The organism is Snodgrassella alvi, from assembly GCF_002777745.1.
In the GTDB taxonomy this organism is placed as follows: domain Bacteria; phylum Pseudomonadota; class Gammaproteobacteria; order Burkholderiales; family Neisseriaceae; genus Snodgrassella; species Snodgrassella alvi_D.
This window is the reverse complement of sequence record NZ_MEIO01000048.1, coordinates 1-15,018: the sequence shown is the minus strand read 5'-3', so window position 1 is coordinate 15,018 and position 15,018 is coordinate 1. Positions and strand designations below refer to the sequence as shown.

General features: G+C 39.8%; 8 protein-coding genes. 2 read left to right on the top strand and 6 right to left on the bottom strand.

Features of this window, described 5'->3' with window-relative positions; genetic code table 11:
- Positions 1 to 58: 58 nt before the first annotated feature.
- Positions 59 to 2,278, bottom strand: coding sequence for a UvrD-helicase domain-containing protein (locus BHC51_RS05375; RefSeq protein WP_100153516.1), 2,220 nt, complete (start codon positions 2,276 to 2,278; stop codon positions 59 to 61).
- The gene (locus BHC51_RS05370; RefSeq protein WP_100153515.1) at positions 2,275 to 4,545 is read right to left on the bottom strand and encodes an AAA family ATPase; all 2,271 of its coding nucleotides are present in this window, start codon (positions 4,543 to 4,545) and stop codon (positions 2,275 to 2,277) included. Before BHC51_RS05370 ends, BHC51_RS05375 begins: the two co-directional genes overlap by 4 nt.
- Positions 4,546 to 4,974: 429 nt before the next feature.
- Between BHC51_RS05370 and BHC51_RS05365 the strand changes: the two genes are divergently transcribed.
- Together BHC51_RS05365 and BHC51_RS05360 are read left to right on the top strand one after the other, a co-directional pair.
- On the top strand, positions 4,975 to 5,778 hold the full coding sequence (locus BHC51_RS05365) for a carbon-nitrogen hydrolase family protein (protein WP_100153514.1): 804 nt from the start codon (positions 4,975 to 4,977) through the stop codon (positions 5,776 to 5,778).
- Between the two features lie 226 nt (positions 5,779 to 6,004).
- Positions 6,005 to 7,366, top strand: coding sequence for a sodium-dependent transporter (locus tag BHC51_RS05360; RefSeq protein ID WP_100100241.1), 1,362 nt, complete (start codon positions 6,005 to 6,007; stop codon positions 7,364 to 7,366).
- A gap of 345 nt (positions 7,367 to 7,711) precedes the next feature.
- Here BHC51_RS05360 and BHC51_RS05355 read toward each other — a convergent pair whose 3' ends face one another.
- From BHC51_RS05355 to BHC51_RS12720, 4 genes are all read right to left on the bottom strand, one after another.
- On the bottom strand, positions 7,712 to 8,554 hold the full coding sequence (locus BHC51_RS05355) for a class II glutamine amidotransferase (protein WP_100123272.1): 843 nt from the start codon (positions 8,552 to 8,554) through the stop codon (positions 7,712 to 7,714).
- Between the two features lie 171 nt (positions 8,555 to 8,725).
- Positions 8,726 to 13,516: a calcium-binding protein gene (locus tag BHC51_RS12725; RefSeq protein WP_180296436.1), complete on the bottom strand. Its 4,791-nt coding sequence runs from the start codon at positions 13,514 to 13,516 to the stop codon at positions 8,726 to 8,728.
- Between the two features lie 54 nt (positions 13,517 to 13,570).
- Complete coding sequence (locus tag BHC51_RS05345; RefSeq protein ID WP_100153112.1) at positions 13,571 to 14,455, bottom strand: hypothetical protein; 885 nt, start codon at positions 14,453 to 14,455, stop codon at positions 13,571 to 13,573.
- A gap of 287 nt (positions 14,456 to 14,742) precedes the next feature.
- The coding region (locus BHC51_RS12720; RefSeq protein WP_180296435.1) for a hypothetical protein at positions 14,743 to 15,018 on the bottom strand (276 nt) is incomplete at its 5' end.

The following is a 15,018-nucleotide window of genomic DNA, read 5'->3' as shown; positions in this document are numbered from 1 at the left end:
ATCCATTCTATATTTAGTAAAATATCTGAATATAATTAAAGTTATATGAAAAAATTGCTTATTCTATGGCAGGTTCAAATGTATTAACAGTACCAAACAGCAATTCAATCTTATCTCTGATTTCAGTAATATCATCCAGATAAAGAATCCATAAATTTTTACGTGCCCGTGAACAGGCTGTATAGAATAGATTGCGTGTATTTTCCAGCTCTTTGTCCTCCTCATCTCTAACCTGAATGTTCTCATCAGCAGACAGGCTGGAAAAGTAATTTTTAAATTTATTTTTTTTATTTTTGCCAAAATCATTTTTCATTATTACTACTACATTGTCATATTCACTGCCTTTGGTACCGTGATAGGTATGGTATATCACTTGCTTCTGTTTAGCATGTTCATCATTAATAAAAGCTACCCAGCTTAGCCATTGGTTTAAATCAATGTTCAGAATGTCGTTGATATATTGCTGATTAATGGCAACCACGTCATCTGTTTCTTCAACTTCGGTGTCTGCATGATCAATGCTTCCATACATTTCTTCATACAGAAGAAAATCAATATAATAATCAGCAAAAGATAAGTCTACTAAACCTGCATTATTTTGCTTTATATCCTTAGGATAATTAATCCCAAAGCAGTTTTTCAGCCAGAATTTAATTGCGTCATTTTCACTTTTATTTTTTTTCTCAGCTAATTGATTTAATCTGGTTGAAATATTCTGAATAAATTCATTTAAAGTAGCAGGTGGTTGCTGTTGTTTAAGGATTTGCACCAGTTTACCTGCCTCAGCAAAAGTAACGCTACTCTGAGTATTGCCGAATAAATCATACAGAGTAGTGTGCGGATTATTTAAACTATTATAGGCTGTGACCAATTGATACAGGCGCAGGACTGCGGGATGCAATTTATTAAGTATACGTGAAAGCAGCATGGAATTAAGGTTATCCCATTGGATAAATTTTGCTTTTCCAATTGCGTTATAAAGTTGTTCAAATCCACTCATACTGGCCACAGAACGATTAAGCAATAGCAAACAATTGATTTGCTCATTTCTCGGTAGCGATGGAACAAGATGTGCAATAAACTGATCAATTATCGCTTCATCCTCATCTCTTTCAGCAGCTTCTGCTTTAAGGCAGTAAAATTCAACTTTTCCATTTGTCCTATCTGGATCAATTGGTTTTTGCGTCAATTCATCATTTCTGATTTTATTAATCAGATTAATAATTTGTATCTGTGAGCGCCGGTTAAAATCTTTAACAATCTTTTCCAGCTTAATTTCCCCCTTACCTTCGGCCGATATTTCCCGATAAATATTCTCAATATGATTACCCACACCACTATCATAAATATTTTGTTTACTATCACCGAAATACCCTACCAGCCATCGTTCCGGATGGGCGTATTGCTGTAAATAAGCCATCAACCTGATAACAGATTCATTAGTGTCCTGATATTCATCAATAAAAATATAAGGATATTGGTCAGTGAGCAGTTTTCTGAACACATCATATTGCTTGACTAATTGCAGGCTGTATTCGAGCAATGTATCGTGGCTGAATTTCATTGAGGCCAGACGATCAGAATTAGCCTTGCTGTCATATTCAACTGATATTCTCTTATGCTCTTCTGGATGATTTATTTTTTCTAAGGCTTGTGTATAGCTGTTGAGCCGGCTAGTAAGCTTAAAAATTTTTTTAAAATTGTCAATATTTTCTAGAGCGTTTTTCAAATCAATCGTTTGAGCTAATTCAAACATTCTTTTTCTAAATTTATCTGCTTTAGCTTTTTCCTTTTCCAGTTTAAAAAACTCGTCTTTGTTTTCCTGTACAAACTGCCTGAATAATTCTTTATTTTTCTCAGTATTGAGATAAGCCAGATTAACATCACAGAATAGCTTTGTTATTTCCGACTCAGTATTTTCTATTTCCTTTTTAAGTTTGTTTTTATGTAGTTCAACTAGTTCATATTGTTGATACAATTTAATTTGTTGCCATAGCATCTCATGAATGGTTGACACCTGCACAAACTGGCTTTCGCCCAGCCGGTGCCGGATTTCATCAACGGCTACATTGGTATAAGTAATACAGATGATTTTTTGATTGTGTTTGCGTAAAGTATTTAATTTATGACTTAAAATATACTTAATTGATTCAATCAGTGTGTAGGTTTTACCTGCACCTGCTCCGGCGTGAACAATAAAGCTTTTGCCATCATCAATAGCTGTGAATATTTCCTTTAGTTGTCGCTCTTCATTGTGTATATTCTCTTGCAGACTCATTTTTTTTCTCCATAATGATTAGCCAGTTGGTTTTTTAACCACTTCAACCCATCATCAATATAACTAGGTAACTGAATACATGGTGATTTTGCATCTGAAATTATCATGTTATAGAGTAGTGTGCTGGCAAACTCTGTTTTGCCGCAATTCTGGCTAATCTGTTGCTGAATTTCATAAGAAGATTCACATTTAATTTTATTATCAATAATAAAATTTTTAGATTTTCTTGGAAAAAATTTTGATAATAACTTGAGAATTATGTCATTATCATGATTGGTTAAAATAATTGCCTCTTCCAGGCTGGTGGCATATTGCCCCTCAATTTGGTCTTTTTGAAATACAATATATATATTCTTTTGTTCTTTATATTGCATATTATTTTTTAGAATATTATTTTCAAATAAACATTTTAGGGTTTCATTAGTAGTTTCTCTGTTATTTAAACACGTAATTTGTTTAAATCTCTGAGGTTCAGATGATTGACCTTGGCATGTTGGGCATTTTGAATTTTTACATGTTTTATTTTTCTCGCAGTCATACCGCTTAATATCTATATCAGTAATTATCAAACAAGGTATCTTTAATTGTTGTATTAAACGAAAATAAACTTTGCCATATGCTCCATCAATTCTGAATATGGAAATATAATATTTCTTTAAATCTTTATCATTTTCAAGAAAATAATTTAATAACATTTCCTCAGTTGTACCTTCCACTAAAATGACTGCATCTGAAAAAAACAATTCCGATACTTTGTATTTAATGTGTTTTTTCAGAAACAGCAGATCATTAGAATCTAATTTATAATCTAATGAACCATTGTTTGAGTCTGATTTAGCATCTGATTTTTTAGAAGATTTTGAGTTGGATGTCCGAGAGCTTTCTGTTAATAACTTATCATATAACGGTATCACCTTGCTGCATCGGTTTTCTGTTGTTAAATAATTGATATTATCGAATGAATTACTGCTATGAATTTTACTGTTGACAATATGCGAAGAATGGGTAGTGATCACAATCTGACATTTGAGTGACTGAATTGTCGGAGTTCCTGATTTTTTCTGTTGTATTGCTTTATTCACCGCTAAGTCAATGCGTTTAATAAAAAATTCTTGCATTTGTGGATGCATAAAAGCTTCGGGCTCTTCAATCAGTAGCAGGTTTATGCGGCTGCGATGACTGTTCTCTTCATAGGAATTAATATAGTCAATGATTTCACCAATAATATTAACCAAATTGATATAGCCCAGACCAAACTGATCTTCCGGTATATAGCTATCGCCATCACTAAAGCTGTACTTAATCAGATTATCTAAAATATCGTTTTTAGTAACATTACCACTTAGTTTCATATCAATGTGATTTAATTGTTCAATTTCTCTCAGTATCTCACTAATCGATTTATTTTTTTGCTCTACTTTTTCCGTGATAATGTCATTAATATCTTTCAGCTCCTGATTAAACAAACCATCACTTTCTTCATCGCTGAATAAAGAAATAACAATGCGCTTGAATACACCGGTTAAAACATTTTTATTCAGATGGCGATTAGCCTTAATACAATTGATTTCCAACAGTTTATTTAAAGAAAAATTTTTTACTTCCTGATCCATTTTATTTTTATAGCTTAACTTAAATTCCGTTTGATTTTTATCATCCAGCAATTTAAGGATTTCTTCCAGCAGCGTTCTTTTATCTACTTTTTCATCATTAGGCGTTTCAGAATTCTTGCCAGATGGTTCCTGCCGCTTTCGCTGAACCAAGGTTTTAACCGCTGCAAAAAAATTAGCCTCTTCTTTCACCTCGTAAATAGCTTTAATAATGATTGCTTCCTCATAATCATTCCCAATCAGCATAAATTGAGATAAATTATGGATATATTCATCGTCTGGATTATCTGATTTTATTTTTAACTCAAATTCCAATTTCGGCGTTTCTAAAGGCGTTTTTAAATCGGGTTGAGGGCTTTCGTCTTCATTTTGATAGGCTGCTATATAAGTATCTATTAAATTATTCAGATAACTCAAATTAAAATCACTGGATTTAATCGATAATTTATTGTTAGTAAGCATCGTTAAAGCATGAGTAATCGTTGTTTTGCCGGTATTGTTTTTGCCAATAATCAGCGTACTTGAGGGTGACACCAGTGGTGGGGTATCGTGTCCTGAATTGTTATGGCATATTTCTTTAGAATTCACAAACATGACTTCATTGTCATGTTCCCCGAACTTGCGGAAATTTTTAATTGTGAAGCTTTGTAGATACATTATGATTGTTCCTGAGTAAATCCGAAAAAATTGATACTTAATTCTGCTGTAACTATTTATATAGCTGCATCATCAGCTAATCAGGTGATATTATTTAAAAGTAGTGGTTTGGTTTGTATTACTGTCTATTCCTCCTCTTATACTGTTGCAGCAGCTAAATATTAACTTCTGTTCAACTTCATGATCATTCTATTAATAGCTTTATATCAAAGTCAAAATATATTTATATTAGTATAGATATATTAATTAATATTAATATATTAGTAGAAATTAAAGTAACATTTTTTCAACAAATGCTTTACCATCACCACAACTATCTGCATTATCACAATAAATATTGATTTATTTGCTTATCAATCCAGTTAAGGCTATAAATAATCTTATTGCTACAGTTATGGCATCAGTTTTTCAGTATTTAAGGAGTGATACATGAACAATATCAATGTTGGCGTTGTACAAATGGTTTCAGGCACTGACATTGCCGAAAATATCCAGTCTATGCAGCGCTTAGTGCGGCAGGCTGCCGCAGCAGGGGCGCAATGGGTGGTTTTGCCTGAATACTGGCCAATTATGGGTAAAAACGATACCGATAAAGTAGCTGTAGCAGAGACATTTGGCGATGGCGCACTGCAAACTGCCTTAAAAACACTGGCGGCTGAATTGGGTATTGTGCTGTTTGGAGGTACCATACCTTTACAAAGTACAGACAAAACCAAAGTGCTTAATACTATGCTGGTGTATGGGCGTGCCGGTGAGCTGCTTGGTTTCTATCACAAAATGCATCTGTTTGGTTACAGTGGTGCCAATGAATATTATGCTGAAGCCGATACCATACTGCGGGGAATGGATGTACCAGAGCTGAAAGTTGATAATATCGCGGTAGCACAGGGTATTTGTTACGATTTGCGTTTTCCTGAATTTTTCCGCGCCCAGCTCCCATTTGATGTGCTGGTTTTACCGGCAGCCTTTACCTATACCACAGGTAAGGCACACTGGCATACGCTATTAACCGCCCGGGCAATTGAAAATCAGTGCTATGTACTGGCTTCAGCACAGGGCGGGCAGCATCAGAATGGCCGTCGTACCTATGGCCACAGCCTGATTATTAATCCGTGGGGTGAGGTTCTGGCTTCATTACCTGAAGGTGAGGGCGTGATTTGTGCTGAGCTGAATGCTGAGTTTCTGCAATCGGTACGCGCAAAACTACCAGCACTACAACATCGTTTACTGTAATCATCGATTGTTGTTTGTCTCTGTGGGCGGTGAAATGCAGAAATACAAACGCATAATTTTGGACATAATGTCTAAAAAATAGATTTTATACTTAGAAATAGGGTGCATTAGCAATCAATTCTTGTCCAAAAAAGCGATTCATGGCATGATTACTGATTAAATTTACATTATATAGTTAAATGTTGAATTTTTTTATGAATTTTGAATCAGGAAGTAAAGGGCAATTATGAGTGGCGGAACAAAGAAAAAATCGCATTCACAGTGGAGCTCGCGGATGGGATTTATGCTTGCCGCAGCAGGTTCAGCGGTAGGTTTGGGTAATATCTGGAAATTTCCTTATATGGCCGGTCAGATGGGTGGTTCTGCCTTTGTGCTTACCTATCTGATTTGTATGTTTATAATTGGGTTGCCGATTCTGGTAGCTGAATGGCTGATTGGCCGTCGCGGACAGAAAAACCCGATTCATACCATGGAAGATGTAGCGGCTGCTGAAGGACGGTCTAAATCATGGCGCTGGGTAGGCATTATTGGGGTACTTGGTTCATTCCTGATATTGTCTTTTTACAGTGTGATAGGTGGCTGGGCGACTGATTATATTTTTCTTGCCGGCAATGGTACTTTTAAAGGACTGCATGGCGATGGAACCAGTTTGGTTTTTCAGCAATTTCTTGGCAGTGTAAACCATCTGCTTACTTGGCATACTGTGTTTATGCTGGCTACTGGCTTAATTGTTGCTATGGGAGTGGGTGCCGGTCTGGAGCGCTCATGCAAAATCATGATGCCGGGGCTGGGTGTCCTGCTGATTGGACTGGTGATTTATGCCGGCGTTGTCAGTGGTCCGTCATTTGGTAAGGCATTTGCTTTCCTGTTTACCCCGGACTGGTCTGCCATTACTGGTAAGGCAGTATTGGCAGCATTGGGACATGCGTTTTTCAGTCTGTCTCTGGGTATGGGCATCATGATGGCCTACGGCTCTTATCTGGGCAAAGATGTTAATCTGATTTCCACTGCCCGTACCGTGGTAATTCTGGACGTAATCGTGGCTGTGTTGTCCGGTATGGCCATTTTTCCATTGGTATTTGCCAACGGTTTGCAACCGGCTGAAGGCCCCGGCCTGATTTTTGTTACCTTGCCGATTGCCTTTGGTAATATGTCTGGTGGCACCATTATTGGTATATTGTTCTTTATCTTCCTTACTTTTGCTGCACTTACTTCCTCTATCTCATTGCTGGAACCAACAGTAGAATTGCTGGAAGAAAAAACTCATTTAGGCCGTAAGTCAGCTACATTAGTTAGTAGCGTGGTTATCTGGGCGTTGGGCATTGCTTGTCTGTTATCCTTTAATGCGTGGCAGGATGTGACTATTTTTGGAAAAAATATTTTTGATTTTCTGGACTATGTCACCAGTAAGCTTATGCTGCCGTTAACTGGTTTGGGTACCATAATTTTTGCTGGCTGGATGATGCAGCAAGAAACCATTCGGCAAGAATTGAATTTAAGCCCCGCAATATTTGCATGTTGGAAATTCTTATGCCGGATTGTTATTCCCGTAGCGGTAATTGCTATACTGATATATGGTTTTATGTAATTTAGAACAGTAAGTATTGTAATCAAGGCTTATGATATGAATAAACTGGCTCCTGAACTATCAGGAGCCAGTTTGTTAATATTTTATGATTATCAATAAAATCAGTTAGCCCGTAGTTGAATTATCCGCATGGATATTGTTTATTCATATCAGAATTTATTATCTCAAAAATAAGGGCAAGTTTAGCCAAATCTATATGTATCAGTTTACAAGATTCGCATAAGCCCACTCTGGTTTTCAGTAATAAATAAATGATAATTATGCGGATATGGCGAAAATTGTTAATTTTCGGCCAGTTTGAAAATTATGGCATTTAGTCAGTAAACTATTTATTGCAACAATACATTACATATTAACACCGGCTTTATATGCAATGGCCAGCCCTTCTTCAATACTCATATATTGCGCTGGCTGAATACAATCACGCAAAACAATTTCTCCCTGACTAAACATGACCAGTTCATTAATGGCCAGTTGCTGCCATTGTTCATTACAGGTAAGGGGCAGGGTGGCAATTACCGCCACACGATCGTACGGCGTGGTTACAGCGGAAAAATCAATAGCCACATCTTCATCTGCCAGAACAGCCTTACCAAAAGGAGCCTGCCGGATAATATAAAAAAGCAGGGTGCTGGCATGGGCTATTAACCAGTCGCCATTGGAAAGCATGTAATTAAACAGCCCGTACTGGCGTAGCTCGCTGGTGATTTCTGCTACTGTACGGAATAAAATCTCGCGCGAGGGCTTGTGACGAAAGCGCTGGCGTAGCTGCTCAAGCAGATAGCAGAATGCCTGTTCAGAATCGGTAGAACCTACCGGATTAAAATATTCTCCTCTGGCTGGCGCAAAATGGCGCAGATTACCATTATGTGCGAATACCCAGTATTCTCCCCATAATTCGCGTACAAACGGGTGCGTATTCACCAGATGCACCTGTCCCTGTGTGGCCTTGCGAATATGTGCAATTACATTTTCCGACTTAATTTTATACTGCTGCACCAGATCTGCTACCGGTGAGCTGGCACAGGGCTTGTCATCCTGAAGCAGGCGTACACCATGGCCTTCAAAAAAAGCAATACCAAAACCATCAGCGTGATGATCAGTTAACCCGCCTCGCAAACGAAATCCTTCAAAAGAAAACACAATATCAGTGGGGGTATTGCAATCCATGCCTAACAACTGGCACATGGGTTATTTCTCCGTAATTAAATTAACAATTTAATATTTGCTGTTTTACCAGGTAAATATTATACATCCTGATTACTGTAATCGATAACAGATGCCAATATTTGTCCATAAAAAAAGCCTGTAACTGTTGTTACAGGCATAAATTCAAATTAACAGAACAGAAACTTGCTTTTATACAGCCGAAATACACAGATAATTATTAGCAGTATCTAAATGTTTATCCTGTGGCGGTGATATTGCCATGCTGCTATCAGCAAGTCCAGAACTCATGGTCGCCATTGCCTGCTGGAGTAACATCGCATCAGCATTATTAAAACCGGAATTGAGAATTTCACTGGCATGGTTATCCGGCGCGGCATTCTTTACAGGAATTCTGGCAAGGCCTGCGGTATAATTGCCTGAATCATCAAGCAGACTATTGTCAGCAGAGCTGAACGGGTGATTATCGATAGCCGAAGCTTTTTCAAACTGCGGAATAAGGGGCATATCAGCAGGTTTTCGTTTTGTAATCAGGCTTAATAAAGTCTGCCCATGCTTACCATCTTCGGTAAATATAATATTGTCTAAATCAGAATTTTTGCCTCGGTTTTTCAAATTATAGCCGAGCAGATAAATAATATCGCCTTTAACCCCGTTTTTAATCACTATTCCGTCTTTATAAGCACTGAAAGTAAGCGACTTTATCTGATCAACCTTAATATAAGACAATCCATTATGGTCTTCAATGGTGGTGATGCCGTCGCCGTTTTTAATTACATACATATCATCACCCATACCGCCATTCAGATAGTCATTGCCTTTACCACCATTAAGCAGATCATTACCGGCTCCGCCATATAAATTATCATCGCCCAGACCTCCATACAGCTGATCATTACCGTCATCACCCTGTAAATTATCATTGCCGCTACCACCACTGATAAAATCGTCTCCGTCTCCTCCGAAGATAACGTCATTACCACTGGTTTTTGCATTAGCGCTATTTACAGGCTCTTTACTGTCGCCATAAATAACATCATCACCATTACCACCATAAATCACATCATCACCACCACTGCCAATCAGCAGGTCGTTGCCGATACCTCCATCAATGTAATCATTACCATAACCCCCATTAATATAATCGTCTCCTCCTTCACCATATAAAACATCATTTCCAGAAAAACTTTCTAATTCTTGTAAAACATCTCCATATATTCTGTCGTTACCCTCTCCGCCGTATATAACATCATCGCCGGTATATTTAGAATTTTCGGTTGTAATTAAAATAGGGTTCCTAGAACCTTCCCAACCAATTCCCCAACCAATAATATTATTGAAGTCTCCGACAATCAGATCATCACCATTTCCACCATAAAGGTAATCATGACCGCCGCCGCCGAATATAATATCATTTCCTTCACCGCCATCAACTTCATCAGCCCCGTATCCGGCATCAATAATGTCATTACCATTTCCGCCAAACAGATGATCATTGCCGTTTATTAAATAGTCTGCATCGACAAAGTTTTTATTCTCATCACCCCATATCTTATCATCGCCATCGCCGCCGAAAATCCAGTCGTCTCCACCGCCGCCTATTAAACTATCATCGCCGGCGCCGCCATCAATATAGTCTGCACCCTGAATTTCTTTTGTGTTCGCATCATCGCCGTAAATAATGTCATTGCCTTCATCGCCATAAAGCTCATCATTACCGTGGCCGCCATAAATTTTGTCATGATCAGCGCCGCCATGAATCACATCGTCTCCGTAGCCACCATACAGCTGATCATTACCGTCATCGCCCCAGATATGATCATTGCATTTTATTTGTGAAAAATTTCTATTCGCATCAGGAGAATCGCCATATATAATGTCATCGCCACTGCCACCATACAGAAAATCATCGCCGCCACCACCTGCAATAATGTCTTTGCCGGCACCGCCATAAATAGTGTCATTGCCATGATATTGGCTATTAAGTATTTCTCTTAATGTCTTTCCGCCATCATCGCCATACAGAAAATCATCGCCATTGCCACCAATAATCAAATCATTGCCACCGCCACCAATGATTTCATCATCACCATCGCCACCATCAATATGGTCATCTCCATGAGCCCAGCCAGCAAGATGATTTAAAGGACCTCGATTAACAAGACCATCGCCATATAAAATGTCCTGTCCCTTACCACCGACAATATAATCATTACCACCCATACCAAAAACGACATCATCTCCGTCTTGCGTACTGCCCGGTGCTACCGAATCACCTTCGATATAGTCATTCAGATTGCCTCCGACAATAAAGTCATTGCCCTCATCACCATACAGAAAATCCCCACCATATGACATATCGCCCGAAGCAGGGATGGGTTCATCAAAACAGTCGTAGCTAATACCGGAGATATTCAAATGATTGCCTTTGTCAAGATATACTCCCCAGTTTGGGCCAGCATGAATCAGTTTTTTACTAAAATCCGGCAGCTGCCAGCGCTCATCCGGCTTCCTTCGTGGATATATCGTTAAATGATTATTGGCAAAAATATAATCATTTCCGGCACCACCCCTGATGGTATCGGAGCCACCGCCGCCTGCGAGCAGATCAGTGCCATCGCCACCCATAATCACATCATCACCGGCCATGCCATCAATAGCATCGCCGCCGTCCAGCCCCCAAATTTCATCATCATTGTCTGTGCCGAAAATAACATCCTCAAAGCCATTTTCTTGTTTACCATCAATAATATGGCCATCGGCATTGCGCTTATCCCAATCATGGTGATATTGGCCTTTACGGTGCTCTAACTCTTTTTCAAAATGGCCTTCTACATGAATGATTTTCGTGCGCCAGTCGCCCAGAATTTTATTTTTTTCCTTAGGCGGACGCATATTGGGTAAATTAATGCCGAGTTTATTTCCTTTAAGATCCTTCCATCCCTCAATAGTAAGAATATCTTTATTGTCTGTCAGGGATTGAATGCATAAATCACCGGTTTTATTCAGCCATACCTGCCATTTATTATCCTCTGACTGCCATACATTCAGCTCTTTCCCTATCCACTGATACGATGAAAAAATCTTATTGTCCAGATAGATATGGCCATTACCATCACTATCGATAATGCGATCCTGCCCATCACCTGCATTGAAATAATAAGTGTCTGTTCCCGCACCGCCAGACAATAAATCATTGCCGCTACCGCCAATCAACGTATCATTTCCGGCACCACCATATAAATAGTCATCGCCGGCGCCGCCATCGATAACATCATCGGCACGGCCGCCCATAATCACATCGCCTAAACTACTGCCAGAATAGGTGCCAGTGGCATTATCAGAAAGCATCATCACCACATGGCCGGCTTGAGTTATTGCACCATTGGTCACCCAGCTCAGGCCGGTATTCTCATCACGAAAACGAATCACATCATCTTTACCAAAACCATATTTCGTCCGGATAGACTCAACCAGCTCTTTCTGTTGCCGCAGATGCATGGTTAGCTGCTGATTAATATCAATCTCGGGAGCCGGAGTAGGTGACATCCCATTGAGCAGGGAGCGTACATAATCATTGTGTTCTACTGCCTTAGCGTATTTTATCTCCTGAATGGCCCAGCAGCGGATTTTAATCCAGTCTTCACCTACATCATCCACACTTCTTTGCTGTGGTGTAAAATCCGGATTCAATACCACCACCGGATTCAACTGCAACAGCGCATGCAAATACTGCGATACCTTAGCTGTTTCTCCATTACTGGTTAAATTCTGCAAAATACTCAGCACGCTATCCGGCGTAGCATCAATATATTCCAGCTCATATCTGAATTCATACTCATCTCTTGCACCCGCTACCGGCCTGCGGTGTCCGGATTTAGGCTCAAACACGAACCCTAATCCTTTATCCAGAAAGTTAGTCTCATTAATGGAAGAGAGCAACGCACTGGAACTATTGGCCAGATTTTCATTCAATACCGCAGCGATAATCCATTTAGTCATACCTGCGCCGCCCACCAGTTGCCAGTTATTGGCCAGCCGCTTTTGCGTGGCCGCAGAAGTATTCTGATTGGCAAAAAACTTGCCGGTAAGCCTGTTTTCCGGCGTAGCATAATCCTTATACCAAGTATGAGTTGAGCCATAAACAAGGATATTATCGCCAGCCATTTCCTTGGCAAAAGCAGTGAACGCAGCTGCCATATTCGTGTCTTTGCACCACTGCTGCGCCTGCTGCTGCTCAGCACTGGAAACTGCTACCTTTTTATAGCCAAGTACATTAGCCAGCTTCTCCACATGGGTACCTGCTACAATATGAGCGATAGGAATATTAATTGAATAGGCAGCAGTCTTGATAATATAGTCTAATGGTGCAACCTCACCGTTGGACTTATTCACGTAAATGTAGCCCTTCTGCGCATCCTGCATCACCCCGTATAACATCAGGCTTACCCATGAGCCTGTCACCCCGGTTCCCTGCGTAGCCCGCATATGCTGCCACATATTCTCCACAACCTGCTTACCGCCAATCACCTGACCATTGCTGCCGGTAGCCGAAGCATGGTTCTGGATAATCGACATCGGCGTATACAGCGTCCAGTAGCCGATATCCAGCTTATTGTCTTTAAACACTTTTATATGAAATTCTAACATTTCATAATAGGTAATATCTTCACCGCCTTTGCCGTTTTCCAGTTTGTCTTGCAGCATGGCCAGATAGCCGAGCGCCATATCACGCCGTACACTGTCAACCCGCGCCTGAGTGAGCTTTTGTTTATGATCCTTAGCCACGGCCTGCATAAACTGCAAAGCGCCATTACCGGTGATGGTATCAGCTGTAGCCACCCCAAATGCCCAGTGGGCATAGTCATAGCCCTTTTTGGCCAGCGCCTGATACACTTCTCCTATGGCCGACAGCTCGCCGGTTTTGATTTGCTCGCTCCAAGCTTTTAATTGCTCTTTAGTTAATACCTGTGGTTTAGACATATTCTTATCTCTTTCATCAGTTGTTAACAATACAGACATAATCAGCAGGAATTTTTACACCTTCCCTGCCTGCTTCTTAATTAATGCGCCTTTATCCGTAACCACCCAGCTATCCAGTATGCCGGCTATATTTTTTTGGGTTTGCTGCCAGAGTTTCAAATACTGGCGGTTATAAGTTATGCGTATCAATAAGGGTAAATTATCAAGATAAAATCGATGCTTGCATTGCTGAACTTCGCCAACAAAATCACATTGAATATAGGTTTTAATCTCACCTTGCGCATTTTTGGACATCAAAATATCCGGCCCGGCAATATTATCCTGCCACGGCTGATTGGTGCTGGGATCAATCCCATTATTGGCTTTGAAATAAGTTAAGCCATATATTTTTTGTGGTTGTTCAAAATAGTCAAAGTGCCAGACTTTCTTGGTGGCTTGTAATTCGTCAGCCAGTGCTTTATTAAAATTAAGTGGCTGGTGTGGATCAACAATATTGTAAACAATGGTGTAGCCCCATGGAAACGGCTTCCCCTCTGGAATCAAAGTTCTGTTATCACGCAGATAATCCTCTTCTGTTTGCTCTCTATAGCTCATTACCGCGCCATCTGTCAGCCGGTACTGAAAATCAAAACCTTCAATAGGCAATTGGTAAGTAATCGGCGGGCGCTGATACTTTTGCGCTTGTTTGCTGGAGTCAAAATCGCCCGGGTCGCCGATATAGCGTACCCAGGTAAATACCACCCCGCCGGGGATACTTACCGGCTTACCGCCCAGATTACCAATAGAGTCATAGCGGCCAAATCTGTCCTGATGGGGCACTACAGGTGCCGGTTGCTGCTGCACCGCTTTATCACCAGCCTGCTTATCATCACAACCGGCCAGCAGTAGCAGGCAGCTTAAACAGATAAGCTTGAAATACGGTTTAAATATGCTCTTCATACTGATGTATCCTCTGTAGCAACGAGTATAGAAATTAGCACAGTTTTAATCTAAAATAAATAAGCAGTTATACAAAAATTAATCTATGTAATGAAATGGTAAGCTGAAAGCAACAATCATTTTTTACGATTAATGCACAGTAGTGGGGGTAAGTAGAATTTAATGGCGAAAAAGCATAGTTTGATAAAAATAAATGGCAAGATTTTCTGCCAGTGATGACTGCCAGTTTTTATTAAAAGCGGTAGTTTAGACACCTGCTTCCCAACAGACATAATCAGCAGGAATTTTTACACCTTCCCTGCCTGCTTCTTAATTAATGCGCCTTTATCCGTAACCACCCAGCTATCCAGTATGCCGGCTATATTTTTTTGGGTTTGCTGCCAGAGTTTCAAATACTGGCGGTTATAAGTTATGCGTATCAATAAGGGTAAATTATCAAGATAAAATCGATGCTTGCATTGCTGAACTTCGCCAACAAAATCACATTGAATATAGGTTTTAATCTCACCTTGCGCATTTTTGGACATCAAAATATCCGGCCCGGCAATATTATCCTGCCACGG